Source organism: Microcoleus sp. PH2017_09_SFU_O_A, from assembly GCF_020738625.1.
GTDB lineage: Bacteria > Cyanobacteriota > Cyanobacteriia > Cyanobacteriales > Microcoleaceae > Microcoleus.
This window is the reverse complement of the sequence record NZ_JAEQCF010000094.1, coordinates 1-21,715: the sequence shown is the minus strand read 5'-3', so window position 1 is coordinate 21,715 and position 21,715 is coordinate 1. Positions and strand designations below refer to the sequence as shown.

General features: G+C 44.6%; 14 protein-coding genes. 7 read left to right on the top strand and 7 right to left on the bottom strand.

Annotated features, from left to right (window positions below; genetic code table 11):
- Positions 1-17: 17 nt before the first annotated feature.
- Positions 18-143 (bottom strand): hypothetical protein, encoded by a 126-nt coding sequence (locus tag JGK16_RS27945; protein WP_293203537.1) that lies wholly within the window; start codon positions 141-143, stop codon positions 18-20.
- Between the two features lie 54 nt (positions 144-197).
- Between JGK16_RS27945 and coaE the strand changes: the two genes are divergently transcribed.
- The 3 genes from coaE (at position 198) to JGK16_RS27930 (ending at position 2,102) form a co-directional block, all read left to right on the top strand.
- Positions 198-926 (top strand): dephospho-CoA kinase, encoded by a 729-nt coding sequence (coaE, locus tag JGK16_RS27940; RefSeq protein WP_293185739.1) that lies wholly within the window; start codon positions 198-200, stop codon positions 924-926.
- 536 nt (positions 927-1,462) lie between these two features.
- Positions 1,463-1,666 carry a hypothetical protein gene (locus JGK16_RS27935; protein ID WP_293185738.1) on the top strand — a complete coding sequence of 68 codons (204 nt, stop codon included), beginning with the start codon at positions 1,463-1,465 and terminating at the stop codon, positions 1,664-1,666.
- A gap of 199 nt (positions 1,667-1,865) precedes the next feature.
- A complete protein-coding gene (locus JGK16_RS27930; protein ID WP_293193328.1) occupies positions 1,866-2,102 on the top strand; it encodes a hypothetical protein in 237 nt (78 codons plus the stop codon).
- 269 nt (positions 2,103-2,371) lie between these two features.
- Here JGK16_RS27930 and JGK16_RS27925 read toward each other — a convergent pair whose 3' ends face one another.
- Positions 2,372-3,775 carry a TldD/PmbA family protein gene (locus tag JGK16_RS27925; protein WP_293193339.1) on the bottom strand — a complete coding sequence of 468 codons (1,404 nt, stop codon included), beginning with the start codon at positions 3,773-3,775 and terminating at the stop codon, positions 2,372-2,374.
- Between the two features lie 283 nt (positions 3,776-4,058).
- On the opposite strand from JGK16_RS27925, the gene JGK16_RS27920 reads away from it, so the two are divergent.
- The gene (locus tag JGK16_RS27920) at positions 4,059-5,648 is read left to right on the top strand and encodes a HAMP domain-containing sensor histidine kinase (RefSeq protein WP_293193327.1); all 1,590 of its coding nucleotides are present in this window, start codon (positions 4,059-4,061) and stop codon (positions 5,646-5,648) included.
- Between the two features lie 23 nt (positions 5,649-5,671).
- Here the strand turns inward: JGK16_RS27920 and JGK16_RS27915 are convergent, their stop codons facing one another.
- A complete protein-coding gene (locus tag JGK16_RS27915) occupies positions 5,672-7,015 on the bottom strand; it encodes a transposase (protein ID WP_293193326.1) in 1,344 nt (447 codons plus the stop codon).
- The gene (tnpA, locus tag JGK16_RS27910) at positions 7,008-7,406 is read right to left on the bottom strand and encodes an IS200/IS605 family transposase (RefSeq protein ID WP_293185733.1); all 399 of its coding nucleotides are present in this window, start codon (positions 7,404-7,406) and stop codon (positions 7,008-7,010) included. Before tnpA ends, JGK16_RS27915 begins: the two co-directional genes overlap by 8 nt.
- Before the next feature lie 951 nt (positions 7,407-8,357).
- On the opposite strand from tnpA, the gene JGK16_RS27905 reads away from it, so the two are divergent.
- Together JGK16_RS27905 and JGK16_RS27900 are read left to right on the top strand one after the other, a co-directional pair.
- Complete coding sequence (locus tag JGK16_RS27905; RefSeq protein WP_293193325.1) at positions 8,358-9,176, top strand: hypothetical protein; 819 nt, start codon at positions 8,358-8,360, stop codon at positions 9,174-9,176.
- Between the two features lie 378 nt (positions 9,177-9,554).
- Positions 9,555-10,517, top strand: coding sequence for a DUF1350 family protein (locus JGK16_RS27900; protein ID WP_293203536.1), 963 nt, complete (start codon positions 9,555-9,557; stop codon positions 10,515-10,517).
- Between the two features lie 49 nt (positions 10,518-10,566).
- Here the strand turns inward: JGK16_RS27900 and JGK16_RS27895 are convergent, their stop codons facing one another.
- The 3 genes from JGK16_RS27895 to JGK16_RS27885 all read right to left on the bottom strand — a co-directional run bounded on the left by JGK16_RS27895 (position 10,567) and on the right by JGK16_RS27885 (position 21,200).
- Positions 10,567-11,838, bottom strand: a complete 1,272-nt coding sequence (locus tag JGK16_RS27895; protein WP_293193323.1) for a response regulator — start codon at positions 11,836-11,838, stop codon at positions 10,567-10,569.
- Positions 11,839-11,856: 18 nt separating this feature from the next.
- Positions 11,857-14,574: an ATP-binding protein gene (locus tag JGK16_RS27890; protein ID WP_293193322.1), complete on the bottom strand. Its 2,718-nt coding sequence runs from the start codon at positions 14,572-14,574 to the stop codon at positions 11,857-11,859.
- Between the two features lie 392 nt (positions 14,575-14,966).
- Positions 14,967-21,200 carry a PAS domain S-box protein gene (locus tag JGK16_RS27885; protein ID WP_293193321.1) on the bottom strand — a complete coding sequence of 2,078 codons (6,234 nt, stop codon included), beginning with the start codon at positions 21,198-21,200 and terminating at the stop codon, positions 14,967-14,969.
- Between the two features lie 261 nt (positions 21,201-21,461).
- On the opposite strand from JGK16_RS27885, the gene JGK16_RS27880 reads away from it, so the two are divergent.
- A partial coding sequence (locus tag JGK16_RS27880) for a transposase (protein WP_293193320.1) occupies positions 21,462-21,715 on the top strand: 254 nt, incomplete at its 3' end.

Genomic DNA, 21,715 nt, shown 5'->3' with positions numbered 1-21,715 from the left:
TCGATCTAGACCTGAATTCAAGTTTTAAATGGAGATTTTAGGTAAAAAACAGTCGATCGCACCCTCATGCTGACCATTCCTAAGGCTAACTCTCGATCGCCAATTCCCAATTTCAAGTCTAATTTTAATTGTGTCACCAACATAGCAAATACGGACAGTAAGTGTCGAAACACCGTTGAGTTTAAACAGAGAAAATTATGAGCGATCGAATTGTCCGCACGATCGGCTTAACTGGGGGCATCGCCACCGGGAAAACCGCTATATCTAATTATCTGACAGATACCTATGGATTTCCGATTTTAGATGCCGATATTTACGCCCGCGAAGCTGTGCACCCAGGTTCGCCAATACTAGACTCTATTGTAGAACGATACGGCGCCGTTATTTTGCTCCCCGACGGCAATTTAAACCGCCCCGAGTTAGGAAATATTATTTTTTGTAACGCAGCCGAACGGCAGTGGTTAGATCAACAGATTCACCCTTATGTGCGCCGCCGGTTAGTGGAGGAAACTCAAAGCTACATTGCTGCCTTAAATCTGGTATCCCCAGACACAGATGAATTAGGTACAAAAACTCAAGAAAGCGGGTTTTGGGAAGGCGATCGAGAACTAGAACCAAGTGTGGTTGAAAAAAAACCAGGTTTCTGCGCCCAGACTGACAGGTTGACTTTGGTATTGGTAGTGCCGCTGCTGTTTGAAGCTAACATGACTGACTTGTGTACCGAAATTTGGGTGGTGTACTGTTCGCCCGAAGTGCAGTTACAACGGCTGATGCACCGAGACGGCTTGAGTTGCGATCGAGCTAATGCACGGATTAACGCCCAGATGCCGCTAGCTAACAAGTGCCAACAAGCTGATGTTGTTTTGGATAACTCGTCAACCCTCGACTCTCTATTCCTATACATAGATTCGCAAATCAGATCGTAGCCTATGTTACGCGCGACATTCTGATGTGGCATTAGCTTGTCTTCGATCCGAAGCTGCATCTCGATATCAATAAATTATGAAGTTAATCTGAAAACTCGTAAATATCTACAATTTCAGGAATCTGATTCAACAACATATAAATATATAGAGTGCCCAAGCCGCACCCAGGATACTGTGTTTTTGTGTCTTTAATCCGAGGCTGCATCTCCATATCAATAAATTATGAAGTTAATCTGAAGACTCGTAAATATTTATAACTTACGGTTTCGTTTCCTGGTTGCAAGAGTGTCGCAAAAAGATGGGAAGCCTTGACTGCTGGTGGTTTTCGGCAATTAGTAGGTAACTTGAACTTACAACTGAAACAGTGAGAGAAACGAGGGGTTTTACCCCGTTTGACTAAAATTCAAAAAAATGTATGGGTCATCAATTACCAATTGATGATTTCGCGGCAATTCAATTTTTTTTTTACCTGTTTTTGCCCTGATAGCAGAGTACAGGCTGCGTATCAAGAAATAGAAAATACGACACGGAACTCTATGATGCGCCTTTACTCTTCCATGCTGATGTCAACCCTGCTACTGAGTAGCACAGCAGTTAACGCTCAAAGCTTAGAAACCCGATCGACCTTTTTCTCTCAAGACAAACCTGCTCCCGAAATTATGACCGTCCAAGCCAACGCTCAGATATTTTACGCAGATAACGATAAAGATACCTTGCCCGAACGAGGCAGCGGGAGATAAACCCAAACAATGGATGTTTTTGCTAAACAAAGCAAAATAAATCGGCCGATTACTTTGAGTATTTTTCCCTACTCTGTCGAGGGAGATAAATAAGTAATGAGGGCATTCTTAAACGAAGAGTTAAACGCAATTACTTCCAGATTGGCTGAAGCGATGTTGGATCGGGGAGCAAAAATCTCTGAAAAAAAAACACAACACAATGAATACTACCATCAAGTTAATTTGTTTGAGTACGCTATTAGTTAGCGCTCTTGTGATTCCTCAAAAACTAGCAAACTTTTCAATTGCAGAACATCAGTTCAATAAATCGCAACAACTGCTATTAGCAGCTAAAGATACCAAAAACGATGCACAAAGCTGTAGAACCTCGCCGTCTCCGGGATGTTCTCGCCGAGACTCGCACGCGATCGCAGAAACCAGACTTTTTGAGTCTTGAGACTTTCTCGACTGATGCTGATACCGTCAGTCAACCCAATCAAAATCAAAAATGGTACGATCGATTCATATCAAATCCGGTAGCATCGTCCTGTATTCAGATCTCTATTCTCTCCCTCTGTGTCCTCTGTGTTCTCTGCGGTTAAATAATTTCCATGCAACCAGACATGATATCACCCTAAAATTTCAGGTTTTAGATCAAAAAAAATAGGTAAAGCGCTAGTAGGAATCTGGCGCTTTACCTAGTAGATATTCCACGGTTTTGAAGCTCTACTCTTCCGCAGCTTCGCCGCCAACCACGACATCCCGGATCCGCAAACTCGGGCCGCCGCAGCCCACGGGTAAACCGCTTTGTCCTCCCTTCCCGCAGCCGCCGGATTCATCCCAGTAGAAATCGTCGCCGATCGCCTCAATATCCGCTAAAGTGCTGAAAACATTACCCGAAAGAGTTACATCCCGCACCGGATTGTCCAGTTTGCCATCGCGAATCATCCAAGCTTCGCCGGCGCTGAAAGTAAACATTTCGCCGTTAGTCATGCCGCCTTGCCAATTGCGCGCGAAAACACCCTCTTTGATACCAGAAAATAAATCCGCAACCGGCGTATCGCCCCGTTCGATCCAAGTATTCGTCATGCGGACGATCGGCGGATAGTGATAATTTAAACAGCGAGCATTGCCCGTAGGCGTTTCTCCCAACTTACCCGCAGTTTCCCGCGAGTGCAGCCGCCCAACTAAAGCGCCGTCTTTAATTAACTGAGTCGTAGTCGCCGGAGTCCCTTCATCGTCATAGAAATAGCTGCCCCGGTGTCCCTGTGGCGCAGCACCGTCGAAAATTTGCAAGTTTTTCGGGCCGAACTGGCGGCCGAGGGTCATAATTTCCAAGATGTCGGGATTTTCGTAGGCCATGTCAGCTTCTGAAAGGTGTCCGAAGGCTTCGTGGACGAACAATCCGCTAAGTATTGGGTCGATGACGACGGTGTAGGTGTTGCCTTGGACGGGGGGCAAGGCTAGGGAGTCTACCGCGCGCTGGGCGGCACTGCGAACTTGGGTATCAAGTTCGGTTAAATCTTCGTAAGCTTTCCGCGAACCAGTGGTTTCGCGGCCGGTTTGTACGGTTTCCCCGCTGCGGGCTGTGGCGGCAAACCGCATTTCCATGTCTGCCCAACCTTGTTCGAGCATCGTGCCTTCGGAGGTGGCGAGGATCGTGCGCTGGGTGCTGTCGCCGTAACGCACGGAGATGGTGGCGATGCGGGGGTCTATGCTGCGTAGGATGGCTGCGTAGCGATCGCACAATTGCTTTTTCTCAATTAGCGGCACCAGACGGGGGTCTGTTCCTGTCAAAGGCAGGAAGCAAATGTCTTGTACTGGCGTAACTGGCGCGAGAATCGTTTCTTCTTCGCCGATCAGTTTGGCTGCGGCGATGGCTTCTTCGATTCTTTCGGCGAGGGTGGAAAGTCGGTTAAAACTGGCAAAGCCCCAGCCGCCTTTGTGACAAGCTCGGACTTGGCCGCCAATTGAGACTCCTTCGCTGAGGGTTTCAATTTTTTCGCCCCGCAGCAGGATGTCTGTGCCTTCGGCTTCTTCGAGTCGAATTGCTAGATAATCTACTTGGTTGCGGTAGCGTGCCATTAACTCTGACAACAGATTTTTCGAGTCGGCGATCGAGGTGGGCATAAGGAAAGCACGGTGTTTAACTGCATCCATTTTGCACTTTTGCCGGGGCGATCGGGTGGGTTCGTCAAAAATATCGCCCGCAGCGCGGAGATTGCGACTTAATTTGTACGGTTCTGCCAATAACGATAGTTGACAAATGTGGATATCCTGTGAGTTAGGAGCAAAGCGCAAGAAATTATGCGGGATTTTTGGGTTCTGCTGGTGCTTGAATTTTTACTCCTGAACATTCCTATAAATAAATACTTCATCCTTCATACCTGGTGAAGGTGGGTTTATACCTACTGTGAATACTTACTTTTTACCGACAATCAGCGAGATTTTAGCCTCCGAGGCCTTAGAAAATGACCTCAGTCTGTTTGATGTGAAGTTGGCTGGAGAAAACAACCGCCCGAAGTGTCCTGGGAGTCGTGCGGCTTCCCGGCCCAAAGCTGAACAGGAATGGTACGGGGCGATCGCAACTTTGAATCAAATGCTCGCGAAGCAAACACACTGTCTCTCCCCATCCCCCGTCCCCAATTCCTGTCAGGGATTGATTTTGTCGGGCCCATCTTCGGTTTTGACTGAGCCGGTGGTGGCTTCGGGCTTTGCTAATTGGATTTTTACCAGTATTCCTGACAACGATGCAGCTTTGTGGTCTTTTCGTGCTAGACAAACTTTAGCTTTGCTACCGGCCGCTGACAAGCAAAGATCCGTGCCTGCGACGGCCCCGACTTTGGCTTTGGCGATCGGCGATCCTTTGGCGAACGAACAATTTTGTGTGGTTTTAACGGCTAGTTTTAGTCTGGTGATGGTTTTGGGTGAAAATGCTGCGGGAATGCCGGCTTTTCTATTTTCCTTCGACCCCCAAGTCGTCGCCAAAGCTTGGGAAGTTTTGCGGCGCCGCGTAACTGAAAGTGAATGTTTGCTTGCTAATTCTGACGGTCGATTCAATTTGCGATCGCACCAATTAACTCCTAATTCTACTCACGATTCTACTCATAAATTAGATGCGCTATTCCAGCAGTTTTTGCCTGTTGCTCCCAAATATCAAACAGTCGCGCTGTTCACCAGCTTGTTGTTAAATAATTTGCCTGTTGGGAAAGAGGAAGCAGGCAGGCTCAAGGATGAAAGAGTTGAGGATAGCCTGAAAGGTAGGCAAGATATCAAGTGCAAGTCTGCAATTCCTCACGCTACTAAAGAGGTGGAGTTGCTACAGGCGATCGCCCACGAAGTCCGCACTCCTTTGGCCACCATCCGCACCCTGACTCGGTTGCTGCTGAAACGCCCCAAACTCGATCCAGTGGTGGTGAAGCGTTTGGAAACCATCGATGCTGAGTGTACCGCTCAGATCGATCGCTTCGGTTTAATTTTCCGCGCCGTGGAAATGGAAATGTCGCAAGCTAAAAATTCCGCATTGCAGCTAACAGCCATGTCCCTCGGTGAAGTGCTCCAAAATAGCATTCCTCGCTGGCAAAAACAAGCGATTCAGCGCAACCACACTTTAGAAGTGATTGTGCCCCAAAAATTGCCGGCGGTAGTCAGCGATCCGACGATGTTGGATCAGGTGTTAACTAATTTGATTGAGAATTTTACTCGAACTTTGCGATCGGGAAGTCGCATTCAGGTAGAGGTGACGTTGGCAGGGAGTCAATTAAAATTGCAGTTAGAATCGGAACACTTACCTGAAGGTAACGGCGTATCGACTTTTGGAGGATCGGCGAATGCTCCTTTGCGATCGATCGGGCCTTTGCTCATGGTACAGCCGGAGACAGGAAGTTTGAGCTTAAATTTGAGCGTCACTAAGAATTTATTTCGCGCTGCTGGCGGCAAGCTGGTAATTCGCCAGCGCCCCCAAAAGGGTGAGGTGATGACCGTATTTTTGCCGCTGCAATAGTTACAGCTAGAGCACAAGGCATTTTAAACAAGCGGTAGCGCGATCGCAAATTCTGTTCCTTCTGCCAATACCGAATCACAATTGATACTCCCCAGCCCACTCCGGGACGGGGATTTTTGAAGAGTCCAGATGCGAACTTTTAAAGGCGAAATCAAAGCGCCCCTACTGACTCCTTTTAGGCATAGCCCTAAAGTTGCCGCTACTTTTCGCAAAATGTTCGCAGCGCCATTGCAGTCTGCATTAATTTTGCTTCCATCTTTTGACCGATATAATCCACGATTAACGCGCTTTCCAGATTCTTTCCACCCTTCAGTTTTTTCACCGAACTTAGGCAATTCATCCGAATCTAAAAAACTTGCCTTACTTGTATAGCTTTCTTCTGTTTCAACAAACTGAATACCATACTGTTCACAAAGCTGGAAAATCCTATCTTTCAACCGAGCGGTAGGGATTTGCACAAAACTTTGATTGGTTTTGCTACCAAGATTTATTTCTTGACGCATCCCCTTGTTCCAGCCGAAAACGATTGTGCCTATTTGATTTTCGAGACAGTGGCTTAATACTAATCTAGCCGCTTTATTGACTGCATCTCTGACCTGCCTGTTTCGCTTTTCTGTAAGGAGCGCCAATCTCTTAGACCAAAAACCTTGAGGTCTATGCTCTTTAATCGCTGCAACCCGCTTGTTATACCATTGATTTAATGATTTTAAATGCCGTCCATCTACAATAAAACTTGTTCCCGCATTGGAAACACAAGTTAACCAATTATTTAACCCTGGATCGATACCCAGAGCTTTGTTTGTATCTAATTTAATCGCTGTTGACTGAAGCTGGTAGACAAACTCGGCATAAAATTCGCCATTTCTTGGCAAAATGCGAATCTCTCTAATTGTTTTGTAGTCTAGGTTAGACGGCATTGGCAAATAAAATTCACCAATCCCAAACCACAATTTAACCTTACTACCTAATGGGAACCTTAATTGCCCATTCTTTAGCTTTACATCTGCTTTTGGGAAGGTCACAAGTTTTAAGCTGTTTTTGCGATACTTCGGTAGTTTAGGATGTTGCGTTACTGTACCACTTTTGATTCCCTTCAGCAATCCAATATATGACTTGAAAGATTCCGCAACACTGGTCAACGTCTGTTGGGCAACATGGGAATACAGCGCTTTAAAGTGCAGATTTTCTTTGAATAATTTGTGCAAGTCATACTTGCCCGGAATCTTCCCGGTTTTGAAATACAATTGCCGACAGTAGTAAGTCCCAGAGTTGGCTAGCTTGTTTGACTCTTCGCATACAAACTCTAGAACGCTTCTTAACTCTCGATTTGGGCTAATTAAATTTTGCTGGCAGCCATAATTAGACATTTTTTTGAGTCTCAATGTACTGTTTAATTACTGTAATGGGCGCACCGCCAACAGTTGCAATGAAGTAGCTATTAGTCCATAACGTTGGTAATCGACTTTTTAAACAAGGAAATTCTTGACGGAGGTATCTAGAGGATCGTCCTTTCATGTATCTGATTAGTTTGGCAATCCCAAACTGAGGATCGCACTCGATTAAGAGGTGAACATGATCTGGCATTACTTCCATTTCTATCAATTCACTATTAAACTCAGTCGCAACTTCTAACAATATTTCTTTTAGTCGGGCATCGACACCTTCAATTAAAACTTTGCGACGATATTTTGGACACCACACAATATGGTATTTACACGAGTAGACGACATTTTTGTTGGATTTGTAATTAACGCTCATATTATAGTTATACAGCATTAACCTGTATATGGTGCAAATCTTGCATTAAGATTTATTAAATACGCTTAGGCGGTTGAAACCGCCGCCGACTTATCCCCGTGTCGTTAGCCAGGGGCTGGCGTCTCGTTCTTCGGTCAAACTTCCAAGGAGAGACAACCCACTATCGCTACTGTGCCGGCAATTTCTACAAGAAAAGGAACGAGCAGAGCGGTTCGGAGAGGAACTTGGCTGAAAATTCGGGAGAGAGGTAATACCATTTTAGATTTTAGATTTTAGATTTTAGATTTTAGATTTTAGATTTTAGATTTTAGATTTGGGAAATTGTTATCAATTTCTAATTCCCGCTCGCTGTTTTTATAAATACTCATGTTAGTAATCTCCCGCCCGCTCAAACTCACTAGCCGATTTGATTTTTGTGGCAATATTTTTGTTCCAGTTTCAGAGGGTATTGTCGGAGACTTGCAGGATTTTAGAAGCTTCTAGGCGGGGTGAAAGAGCGGGTCATTGTATTGATTTGGAGGTTCTACGGCATTTTCCTACTTTATTGAATGAATTTGATTACTTTGAAGTTACAGTTCGCGATCGCAAAAGTAACGTATTTCTGTTATTGTTCGCGCTCGTCTCGAAATCTCAAAGCCTTGCCACACAGTCATCATGCGCCCAAGATTGACTTATTATAATCTATCGCAACTGCCAATACATCCGTTAGATCTAAATTGCTCGTTGCCGAACTTCCTTTTTCCTTGTGCGATAAGAACGATCGCCCTTTTAGCAAATTCTATATTCACTGTCAACCAGCACGGTTGAGCTAGCCCGATCGGGTTAGCTCAAATGAGTGTCACTCAAAAAAGTGACTGGTAACTAACTTGTACCCCCGGTTATCAATAGATATAGCGAGGGAAAAGCAAAAAACAAAACTTTTGTGCTCGCACAACCTACTTAGATAAACACATGGAAATTTCAACTTTTGAACTCTTGGCAAAGCCCATTGCACCTTCAGTGCCCACCGCACCAGAACTCACTCCAGTGCTTCGCCGAGTCGTTCAAGGATACTTTCTCACCATCTCTAATCTCGAAGCGATCGACTTGCGATATCGGATTGAGTTTGCCGTTAGTTTGCCCGTACCGCCAGATCCTAATAAAATCCCGATCGACGGCGTTAACGTTCGCTTAATTATTGACGTTGAAGGCGCTAACACCTTTATACCTCTGACTCAGATCGGATCTAGCAACATATATCGCGGGTTTTTCAGAATACCTGCTGGCAAAACTGCATCTGTTGAATTGTTACCTCTTGTGCCAGCAGTTCTCACTTCGGGTAGCCTAGAAGTACGGGGATATGTCTCGCTGTTTTTGCACGCCCGCCGCTTCTTTCCAGGCCCCGTACCTCCAACCAAACAAGGAGCCAGAGTGTTGCTGAATCCAGAAATTCGGGGTACTTTTTTGCCGAATGGTTTTCCAGGTGTGGTTGGGGATCTAGACTTCGATCAAATTAATTACACTCTGGCGATCGCTAGCGGAAAAGCATTGAATGTGCTTCCTCCGGCAATCTCTGGGCCAATTATTATCGATCCACCAATCATACTGCCGGTTTTGGAAGAGTTGCGCGATGGTAATTTGGAGTTAGCTAGTTCAGACGCAGACAATTCAGAAAAAGCTCAAATGCTAGTACAACTTCTGGCGGAACTTGAACCAAATGAGGCCAATTTGAAGGCGCTAAATACCGTGATGAACAAGTTCGATATTCCCGTTAAAATGTCTCACTGCTAGAAAAGAAGGGAATTATCCACCAACTCTATAGGGTGGGAAATACCTAAAATCTCTGGTATAGCAGTTCTCAAGTAGGTGAGGTACGTTGTTGGGCTTGGGCCCTCTTACCATAGGTTATACGGTAAGCTCGCAGACACGCCAACAACTCAGATCGCAGTCATACCTCACCTATCTGAGAAAGGCTATAGCCTTTCTCAAAAAGATGAGGTATGAATGACAGCTTATATAAGCACTAAACCTATAGGGCTCGCATCCCAACAACGTACCTTACCTATCTGAGAAAGGCTATATGTAGGGTGCGCTCCCGCCGCGCACCTTGCCGCTAGTTTGTAGTGAGGACTGAAGTCCTCACTACAAACGTTAAAAATCTAAAATGGTATGAGGATTATTCGGATGCAACCAGTATTTAAGTTTCAGCCAATTTCTTTTAGTTGGGTAGCGCTTCACCCCCAGCCAAAAGGTGTCATTCAATTTATAGGTGGCACTTTTTTTGGCACTTTTCCTACTGTATTTTATCGAGATTTCTTAAAAAAGTTGTTTGCAGATGGCTATACAATTGTTGCTTTGCCGTTTAGGTTTAGTTTTCGCCACTGGCCGATCGCAGTTAGTTTATTGCAAGAACAGGAGATACTTAGGAAAGAACTAACGGAAGTTGCGAAAAAATTGGGTTGGGAGTCGGATATTTATCAAGAGCGATCGAGCTATTTTTGGGTGGGTCACAGTTTGGGATGCAAGTACATCGCTCTTTTAGAGTTTTTAAGCGATGCCAATTGGCAAAATATTGCGAATCAATGTTATGGCCAAGATGAAAACCGACAGATTCAAAAGTTAATCTATAATAGCAGTATCGAGACACCTTCAATTAAAGGTCAACCCTCTTTATTAATTGCTCCCGATATCAGCAACACCGAGAGTGCAATTCCGATTCGAGCCCTCGCAGTGCTGTTAGACAAACTAGGTTTGGGAGTGCGGCCGACAAGAGCAGAAACTCAGTGTTTTATTGCTAGCAGTTCTTTGTTTAATTTAACTGCACTGATTTCGTTCGATCGAGATGACATAGCAGGCTCAGTTAGGGATATTGACAAAAGTTTGGAAGTACAAAAAAACAGCGATGTGCTGTGGTTGGTTGAACAGTTGAAAGCTAGAGATTTACCAGTTTTAACTCGGGAAATAGAAGGCACTCATTTATCCCCTATCGCTATCGAAACTGGCAATTATATTGTTGGGTTAAATCATTTTAATGCCTTCATCAAGCCGATTAAATACCGATTGCTTGAAGCTGAATGCGTTAAATTTTTAAGCGCTTTGAAGCTCAAGTCCGCACCCAAGGTCGATCGATAATATCACATCCGATTGCGCGATCGAGCGACTGGGCACAATGTAATATTTTTTATACCGGAAGTTCGATCGCAAATTCTGTCCCTTCACCCAGCACAGAATGGCAGATTAACTTGCCGCTGTGGGTTTCTTCTACGATAGACTTAGCGATCGCCAATCCCAATCCCGTCCCCTTGCCAACCTCTTTCGTAGTAAACAGATGGTCGAAAATCCGCGATTTTACTGAGTTTGGCATACCAGAGCCGTTATCTTTGATACTAATTTCTACGGTAGAAAGGTCGATCGACATTTGAGTAGAAATAATAATTCGCTCAGGATCGGCTTCTAATTCCGCATAGGTTCGCCCAACGCACGCTGCATCCAAAGCATCGATCGCATTGGCGAGAATATTCATAAACACCTGATTTAATTGTCCGGGAAAACAATTAATTTCTGGCACATCGCCGTAGTTAGCAATCACTTCAATGGCTGGACGCAGATTATTTGCCTTGAGGCGATGGCGCAAGATCAGCACTGTGCTGTCAATACCTTCAGCCAGGTTAAATTTCTGCTTTTTATCGCTGTCGGCGCGGGAAAAAGTGCGGAGGCTTTGACTAATAGATACGATGCGATCGCCCCCATCCTTCATGGATTTAACCAGTTTGGGCAAATCTTCCCGCAGATATTCTAGATCGATCGTGTCTAGAGATGCCTCAATTGTCGGGCCGGGTTCGGGGAACCGTTGGCGATATAGATCGATCAAATCAAATAGATCGTTAATGCTATCTTCCACAGCACTGACATTACCTACGACACAAGCAATGGGATTGTTAATTTCATGAGCAACACCCGCCACCAGTTGTCCCAGAGTGGAGAGTTTTTCTTGCTGCACCAATTGCAATTGGACTTTCTCCAACTCATCGGTACGTTGTGCCACTCGTTGTTCTAAGGTGTCGGCTAGTTGCTTTAGACGCCAGTGAACTTTCACCCTTGCTAATACTTCCTGGGGTTCAAAAGGTTTGGTAATGTAGTCCACCGCCCCCAAGGATAAGCCTTGGATTTTATTCTCCGTATCTGCCAAAGCCGTCATAAAAATTATGGGGATACCTTGAGTAGCGGGGTCTGATTGGAGGCGGCGACAGGCTTCAAAACCGTCCATTTTGGGCATTTGCACGTCGAGTAAAATTAGGTCTGGGTGAGCATAGGCCACCATAGCTAGGGCTTCTTCGCCATCCACTGCCATGCGAATTTTGTAGTTGGCGGATTTCAAGGTTTTGGAGAGGATAGACAAGTTGGTGGGATTGTCATCCACAATCAAAATAAAGGAATTGCTTGAGTCAATCATAGTTTCTAATACTACACATTAAGCGAGATACTGCTGAATAAATGCCCGTAGTTGTTTGATCTCGCACGCCTCGGCCATCTGGATAAGTTCTCGGACAAAAGCGGCATTATCCCCATCGGAAATTTGCTGGGCGACTTCCATCACTTCCTCTAAATCGCCCATTTTGGCTAGTTGAGCAAGTTGGGTCAAAATGGCGTCAGATGGCGGCTTAATTTCTTGAGCTACATCCAACTCCCAAAGTTGCTCGTCTTTGGGATCCTGATAAATCCACTCTAACTTTAAATACTTTTGCACTTGTTCTAGCAATATTTCAGCTTGGATGGGTTTGGGTAAGAAATTATTGCCCCCCGCTTTAATGCTATTGAGGCGATCGATCTCAAAGACACTGGCTGAAGAAACCAGCACAATGTGATGTTGTAGTTCTGGATGCGATCGCAATGAGTGCAAAAACTCAAACCCGTCCATGACTGGCATGGATAGATCGGTAATAATCAAATCCGGTGCAGTCTGTAAAACTTGCTGGAGTCCTTCTTGTCCGTCGCTAGCTTCAATAATTTTAAAACCAATTGGTTCCAAAAGATTCAGCAATACCGAACGATTTTCCCAGCGGTCATCGATCAATAAAATTTTGCGTCGTTTCCCAGCATAGCCTAGGATAGTTCCCTGAGAAACAACTCTCGAATCCGCAGCCCAATCCTTCTCTTCGGGCAATTCTACTTCAAAGGAGAAGGTGCTACCTTCCCCGGAAATACTCTCGACTTTAATTTCACTACCCATCAAGGAGACAATTTTATGGCTAATTGCTAGTCCTAATCCAGTACCTTCGGATTGTTTTTTGATATCACCTACCTGTTCAAATGGCTGGAATATCTGCTCTAGTTGTTGCGGGGTAATTCCGACTCCGGTATCTTTTACTGAGAAACGGAGAGTGCAAAAATCCTGTAGATCCGTTGTTTCAACTCTCTCAACTAAGAAGGTCACGCTGCCTTGATTCGTGAATTTAATGGCATTACTCAACAGATTAATTAGTACCTGACGCAAACGCTTTTCATCCGCCAGGACTCCCATAGGTAAGTTATCATCTGGGAGAAAGTCGAAGGTAATTCCTTTTTGTTGCGCTCGAATACTGTTGATTTCTACAACGCTTTGGAGAAAGGAAGGAAAGTAGAAGGAGGCGGGATAGATTTCTAGTTTACCGGCTTCGATTTTAGAGAGATCGAGGATATCGTTAATCAGGGTGAGAAGGTGCGAGCCGCATTGGTAGATGATGTTAACGCCGTTACTTCCTTTCGAGGTGAGGGGTTCGCTGCGTTGCAGAATCTGAGCGTAGCCGAGGATGCCGTTAAGGGGTGTGCGGAGTTCGTGGCTCATATTGGCGAGAAATTCGCTTTTGGCGGCGTTGGCGTTGTCGGCTAATTCCTTTGCTTGTTGAAGTTCTAGGGTACGTTCGGCAACGCGAGCTTCGAGGACTGTGAAGGAGGTTTTGAGTTGCGCTGCCATTTGGTTGAACGATCGCGCTAACCCTGCTAATTCTTTGATATCGTTAATCTCGACTGTGCGATCGAGTTCACCCGTGGCAATGGCTTCACTGGCTTGTTGCAATTTCAGAATCGGATCGGCAATCCATTGGGAAGTATATATACCGAGAACGGTTGCCAAAACCAACGCACCCAAACAGAGGATAATTGTGGTGCGAGTGTTGGCATTGATTTGTGCCATGAAAGTTGATTCAGGGACTACAATGACGCCGATCCAATCGATACCTCGTTTGTCGTTAATAGTTGAAATTTGAATAAACTGACGTTGGTTTCCCAGCATAAAATCAAGCTGCTGACTTTCGGCAATGTTGTTAAAAGTGCCAAGTCGTTCGAGGATTGCTTGGGCTGTTTGACGCATTACATAATTTTCAGACTTGACGGCAGGAATTTGTTGTAATTCATTTTTTTTGCGATCTATAATATAAGGCTCTTCGATCGTGGAACTTGCAATCAGGTTGCCCGATCGATCGATGATAAACGTTTGTCCTGTTTGATTCACCTGTAGATTGTTGAGAAAGCTATGAATCTTGCTAATCCGAAAAATATTGTTTTGAACTCCTAATAAATTTCCATCGCTGTTGTAGATCGGCTGGGTTAGAGCAATTGTCGCCTTCTTCGTCGTCTGGCCCAAGTAGGGCTGAGATGTCCAGATTGGTTTTCCGGCTTTCAGTGCAGCTAAATACCAGGATCGAGTCCGAGCGTCAAACATTGGTTGAGTTTCTATCAACCTAGTCCGTTGACCTCGATCGCCCAGACTGTAGATTTGACGCTGAGGCAGATTCGCTTTGTCACCAACCCGAGAAACGATGCCATCCTTTAATGTATCCTCTAAGGTAATACTTGTGCCATCAGTTAAAGCAATTTGCATGAATTCGACAGTATCTTGGCTGACCAACCGCCAAAAAGTCCGTTCTAGTTTGGTGACATCTGTTAAATCTAACCGCCCCTCTTGACCCGCGGCCACGATCGTTTGCCCTACAATATAAGGCTTGTCTAGATAAGCCAGGACTTGCAGGTTGAGGCGATCGCTAATCTCTTGACGCAACTGACTGGAAACATCATTTACTGCTTGCTGTCCGTTACGCAGCGACAGATAACCAGTCAGTCCGACTGCGGCAAAGATTTGCAAGACAAACGGAACTACGAGTACAAGTCGTAAAGGTAGAGTTTTAGCGGGATTCGCGTTAGATTTCATCATAGGTAAGTCGATTTTAGATTTATTGCCGCATTGAATCTGCGAGGTTTGGTGCATCTGGCGCAAGGCGAATATATCCGTAGGGGCGAAGCATGACCGCAATCAATATGAGATTATAACTAATAACTTATATGCGGTCATGCTTCGCCCTCTTCCTTGCGCCAGATGCACCCGGGAGGTTGAGCTTTGGTCTCCAGGTTTTATGTTCACAGGCGATCGTACCCTGACCTTTGCCACCAATGGTTCGATCGCTATTCCCTATTTTAAGCTGCGATCGCAAGCCATTTTATTAACTTTTACCATAAAAAATTGGAGAAATTAAAATCAGACTATTCATTACTCCAATCCTCGGACTTAAGGGTAGAGGTCGCTCTCAAACTGTCAACTGTCAACTGTCAACTGTCAACTGTTGAAATATGGCCTTTAATTGGGAGCGAGATTACAAACTCAGTACCTTCACTTAGAGTTGATGCCACCTCGATAGTCCCCCCGTGTTTTTCTTCTACGATCTGTCGGGCGATCGCCAATCCTAACCCAGTGCCTTTTCCCACACGTTTCGTGGTAAATAAATGATCGAAAATGTGGGATTTTACTTCTGACGACATTCCTTTTCCGTTATCCGCGATCCTCACTTTTACACCTTCACTTTCCAGGTTCGTCCGAATCTCGATCCGATTGGGATGAGCTTTAATCTCAGCAAAACTGCGTCCTGAATTAGATTCATCTAGCGCATCGATCGCATTCGCCAAAATATTCATAAATACCTGATTGAGTTGTCCGGGGAAACAGGTAATTCCCGGAATTTTGCCATATTCGGTGACAACTTCAATGGCGGGACGATGTTCGTTGGCTTTGAGACGATGGCGCAGAATTAGGACTGTGCTATCGATGCCTTCGTGGAGGTTGAATAACTGCTTAGTGTCGCTATCGTTACGGGAGAAAGTGCGGAGACTTTTGCTAATCGATGTAATGCGATCGGCCCCATCTTTCATCGCCTTGATTAATTTTGGTAAATCTTCCCGTAAATATTCCAGATCGATCGCTTCTAATTCGTCTTCAATTTCCGTATCGGGTGTAGGAAACTTTTTCTGATAGAGATCGATAAGTCCAAATAAGTCGTTAAGAGCATCCTGTACCGCACCGACATTACCGACAATGCAGCCCACGGGATTATTAATTTCGTGGGCAACACCGGCAACTAAATTACCCAAGGCTGACATCTTTTCACTTTGAACCATATGTAATTGAGCTTGCTGCAATTCTTGTAAAGCCTGTTCTAAGGCGTGGGTTTTTTGTTGAATAATGGTTTCTGCATTTTTGCGATCGCTAATATCTCGCACAATACCTTGGAGTCCTATAGCATGACCTTCAGTATCTTTGATGGGAGTCATGTTTAGTGTTACCCACAGATAGCTGCCGTCTTGGCATAGGTGACGAAATTCTATATCTTGCTGGTTCGTGCCTTGCTCAAGCGCAACTTTAGCCGGTGCCAGTGCCATTTCTAAGTCATCGGGATGAATTAAATATGTTAAGGATTTTCCAACCCAATCAGACGGGGGGAATCCAAACATCGTCTCAAATTGGGGAGAAAGGTAGGTAAAGATGCCATCTGCCTGGGCAGACCAAATCATGTCATTTGCCCCTTCCACCAATCTTCTGAATTTAGCCTCACTCTCAGCCAGGGCAGCTTCAGCGTGTTTGCGATCGCTAATATCTCGGAAAATTACTAGCGCATGACGCTTGCCGTTGTAGTCACAGGAAGTTGCTTTAATCTCAATGTCAAAAATTGTGCCATCTTTGCGGATACATCGCCCGCGATGATTAAAAATCTGCCCGCCTCGGATAGTCTCAATAAATTTGGCAAATATGGAAAGTTCTTCAGCTATCACAAAATCTGGCGGAGATAAAGCCAGAAACTCTGCCTCAGAATAGCCAAATATTTTACATACAGTTGGGTTGATCGCAATTGTGATACCTGTCTCTAGATCGACAATTGAGAGTCCATCTGTGACTGATTCAAAAATGCTGCGATACTGTTTTTCTTGTTGAGCTAATTTATCGGATTTCTCTTTTTCTCGCTGATATAGCTTGGCATTTTCGATGGAAATAGCGGCTTGAGTGCAGAGAAAGTTAAGAGTCAGGATGCGATCGCGCGTAAACGCACCACTGGTTCTTTTATTCTTCAAATATACAATGCCACGTAATTGACTTTGATGCAAAACAGGCAGACACAAAATGCTCTTGGGCTGTCGCTGGAGTAAATACTCGTCAATCACTGGCAAATCAGTCTTGAGATTGTCGATGACAACCACTTCCTGCGTGTTTTTGACATACTGAATCAGTTTTATCGGCAGAGCCTCATGCCCCTCCAGGGGAGTAGCGCTAATATCGATTTCATCGAGAGTTGCGATGACTTGGACATACCATTCCCCAGCTTCATTGGGAACTATCATCACGAAGCGTTCAGCCCCAGAGTTTTGTAAAATGATTTGGCTGAGTTGATGCAGGAGCTGCTCTAGTTGAATGGTTTCAGAGAGGCTTTGAAAGGCTTTGAGGAGCGTGGCAAAATCCAGAGCGGTGTTAATGCTCGTGCTTGAAGACTGGGTAGGATTGGTAGAGGTGTTAATAGAGGAATGAGGCGCAAGAGCAGTAATTGTTGTCAGTGTTTCCAAGATAGTTAGAGATTCGGTACCTGCATAGAGAATGGGGCGCAGTAAATTGGGATAACGATTTTCTAAGTCATCGGTTTTGGCTTTGGCTCCCCAACGGGCATAGCAGTAGTAAGCTTCTTGCATATAGCCGGAGGCGACTTTTTCTTTGCCCCAATCTAGATAGAATTTGGCTGCAAGTTCGTTGGCGAGGGCTTCTTCTTGAATGTATTTGTTGGCTTTAGCGCCAGAAATGGCAAGATCGTATAGATCGATCGCTTCTATTCTTTCACCCAGCACTCGCCGATGCTCCGCCGCCACCAGATCGTATTTATGTTGGAAGTTCATCGGAGCTTGGCTAGCCCTTTGTTCAAGCTGTGTGAGTTTGCTCTGAATGCGATCGCCCAATGCAGATTTTTCTGGCTGCGTGCTGGGTTCAAGAGCCAAATCTGCTAGCACCGCATAAAATTCGGTGACAATAGCAACAAGCTGAGTCCGCGTAATCGGATCGCAGCGATCTAGTAGGGAAGCAATGCGTTGAGCGGTGTGATAATCACCAAAAAGATAGCTATAAACGAGCTGATTGTGAATGTAATAAATAAAGACAGGAATTCCCGGATTCATCTGTTCCCAATCGCTCGGGAAACTGGGTGCAGGAATTTTCCCTTCTAAGCTCAAGATACCCTGGTGATTAGCTTGATGGATGGCGAAACCAATGCCAGCTTCTCCGATTTGCCCCATCCACTGGCTATACTTTTCCATTTCAACATGGACTGTTGCTAAATTGTTTCCAGCTAAATAAGCCAGATTACAGTAGTTAAAAGCACTATAAGTGGCGTGTTCATAATCACCAGTTTCTATAGCCAGGGTGTAAGTTTGTTGCAATTTTTCTACAATCTGATGTGCTGAAAAATGCCAATGTTGAGTAAAAAGATTTACTAAGAATGTGGTCATGGCCGCCAGTTCGCGGGCTTCGTATCGATCGATAAGTTGGAGTGCTAATTGTCCAAATTCATAGGCAGCGGTTTTATCTCCTAACATTCCACCCACTAACATCGCGTAGTTTGCATAACCATGAGTATGAGGAGCAGCATGACCATTGTCTAATCCAAGTTTGGTTTGTGCTAATACTAGCAGGGGGAACAACATCGGATCGCCTAAAAAGGCGGCGGGAGAAATTCTCAGTAATAGATAGCTGGCTGCCAGTTTGTAGGGATCGTCAATCGCTGGAGATTCTAATAAGTCCTCGATCGAGCGATCGGCAAGTTTAGCTTGTACTTCCTGCAAGCCCATGATGATATCCTGGGGCTGGGGCTGGGACGGAAAGGTGATGCCTAATGTCTCTAAGAGCGATCGCCCGAGAGCAATTGCTTCCGAAAAGCGACTTTGAAGTTTCAAGCCCTGCAAGCGAATGTCCTGCATCGGTAGGGCGATTAAGAAATCAGGGCTGTGTTGGAGTGCAGTGTCAATGCACCGATCCATCAACTCGAATTGACTGCACAGACAGGCGGCTTGGGCAAGGCCTTGATGCAGCTTGCGAGTCAAGGTATCCTGTCGATGCCAGCAGTCGGGTGGCAACAATTCGATGCCGGTGCGACAATAATCTACGGCAGCTTCGTAAGCAGTAGAGGCGATCGCTTTGTCACCTGCTTCTAGATTCAGTTGAGCCAACAGTAATTGTTCCGATAATTGGTTAATTAATGCTCTTCCCAAATTCAGTTGATTCACTAACAAAAATACTTGCTTTGCCCTGTTTGCAGATAAACTTTTAGCTAACAGTAATCTGCCAATTTTGAGGTGAATTTGGGATTTTTGATACTCAGGAATGAGAGAATAGGCAGCTTGTTGGATGCGATCGTGGAGAAATCTGTAGAGTGCAATCTGTGAATTTTCGACTAAATCCTGGGTTTCTCGTTGGATATAAAACTTGTAAACTTCACTTTGAGGTAGAATCAAGCCTTCTTGCAAAGCTTGCCACAATGTTGTTGACGTTTCCGTCTCAGATTGCTCAAATGCGATCGCCAGCGTCTTCAAATCGAATTCGTTGCCAATACAAGCAGCCAGTTTCAACACCGCTTGTGTTTCCAGTGGCAGTTTCTGCAACTGCAACGCCATAAACTCCACCACATCATCCGTGAGTGCCGCCTCCCGCACCCGGACAATATCGCATTCCCAATGTCCGACTTGGCTGTCAAACTTAATCAACTCATCCTGATGGAGTGCCTTGAGAAACTGAGTGGCAAAAAATGGATTTCCTTGGGTTTTTTGTGCAATCAATGCCGTCAACGGTTGCGCTAACGCCGTATCACAGTTGAGCGTATCTGCAACTAATTGATTCAAACTAGATTGGCTTAATGGCTTTAGGGCGATCGTACTCACAATTGCCTCAGTTTTGCTCACTGAATCCAAGGTCAGCATTAACGGATGGGCTCCGGAAACTTCATTGTCGCGGTATGCTCCAATCAGCAGCAAATAGCCTGTTTCCGATGCCATTAACAGTTGCATCAAATTCAGTGAAGCGGAATCTGCCCACTGCAAATCATCCAAAAAGATAACTAAGGGATGTTCTGGTTTTGTGAAGACTTGAAGAAACTTTTCAAACAATGAATTGAATCGATTTTGGGCGGCTGTTCCCGACAGTTTAGTGGCAACAGATTGTGTGCCGATAATTCGTTCCAGTTCAGGAATTACTTCAACAATTACCTGCCCATTTTCGCCAACCGCTTCTAGAATCTGTGTTTTCCAGGTTTGTAGTTGGGTGTCCGACTCGGAAAGCAGTTGCCCCATCAGATCGCGGAAGGCTTGCACAAAGGCAGAAAAGGGAATATTGCGATTAAACTGGTCAAATTTCCCTTTAATAAAATAACCCCGTTGCCGGACAATGGGTTTGTGAACTTCATTCACAACAGCCGTTTTGCCAATGCCAGAAAATCCAGAAACCAGGATCAATTCACCCCCCCTTTGTCTACCGTTGCTAAGGGTGGATGACAGGGGAGTCGCTACTCGATCGAATGCTGCTAATAGTTTTTGAACTTCGATTTCCCTGCCGTAGAGTTTTTCAGGAATCAGGAAGCGATCGCAAATATCCCGTTGTCCCAATTCAAAATGCTCAATTTTACCAGTTGCTTGGAGTTGAGCAAAACAAGTTTCTAGATCGTGTTTTAATCCTAATGCACTTTGATAGCGTTCTTCTGCATTTTTCGCCATCAACTTCATGACAATATTAGCAATTGCCTGCGGAATATCTACACTTTTAATTGTTGATTGTGGATTTGTTTCTTGTCGAAGAGATGGCGGTTGTTTGGCAATATGATAGTGAACTAACTCCATCGGATCTTGGGATTGAAACGGCAAATTTCCTGTCAGCAGTTCGTAAAAAGTAACTCCGAGGGAATAAAAGTCGGTTCGGTAGTCAACGCCTCGGTTCATTCGTCCTGTTTGTTCGGGAGAAATATAGGCGATGGTTCCTTCTAAAACGTTGGGATTATAATAAATTTCTTGCGTTTCTCGTGGCAGTAAAGAAGCGATGGAGAAGTCGATTAGTTTGATTTGCTTGGTTTGCGGATTAATCAGAATATTAGCTGGTTTAATATCTTTGTGAATGATGCAGTGGTTCCCAAGTATATCTAATGTATTGCTTAGGGCGATCGCTATTTGGAAAAACTCAACGAGAGATTTTACTGTTTTGCCTTTTCCAGTCCACTCTTTTAGAGAAATTCCCCCGAAGTCTTCGACAATCAGCGCATAGCCGTTGCGGTAGGGTTCCAAGCTGTAGGTTTGGATGATTCCGGGCAAGTTGAGGTTTTTGGCGATCGTGTACTGATTGCGAAATTGGACGAGTTCGCTGAAGCTGGGATACTCGCTATGCAAGACTTTGATGGCAACGGGCTGTTTGTCGTCTGTGCGGAAACCTCGATAAACTACGGTGCGAGTGCCTGAGTAAATGCGATCGATAATTTGATAGCCAGTTAGTTCTATCATAACGATAGTTATTTTTTTATTATTTTTGATCTAACTATTATAATCTAGTAATTATCGAATAATGCCAGTAAAAATACTTAAGAAAATAACAAAAAGGATACCCAGTAATACCAATTTAATGTGAAGTTGCACATATCTCGATCCCCCTAAATCCCCCTTAATAAGCTATGCTTTATAAACATCTTTCTTAACAATAAATTTGACAAAAATCAACATCTGTGCTGTTAAACGATCGGGCGATCGCCCAGGAATGAGATTAAAATGATCGATCAATGGGTAAGGGAAGAATTAGAAAAGACTCAATTGGGAGATGCAAGAAGAACAAATAGATTCATGAAAATTGTTTCTAACTTGAGTGATAAACCAACATCCAGTGTACCTGAAGCTAGTGGTACATGGGCAGAAACTAAGGCTACTTACGATTTTTGGGATTCACCATATATCAAACCATCTCAGCTTAGGAAAGGACACGTAGATGCGACGGTTTCAAGAATTAAAAATCATCAAATTATCTT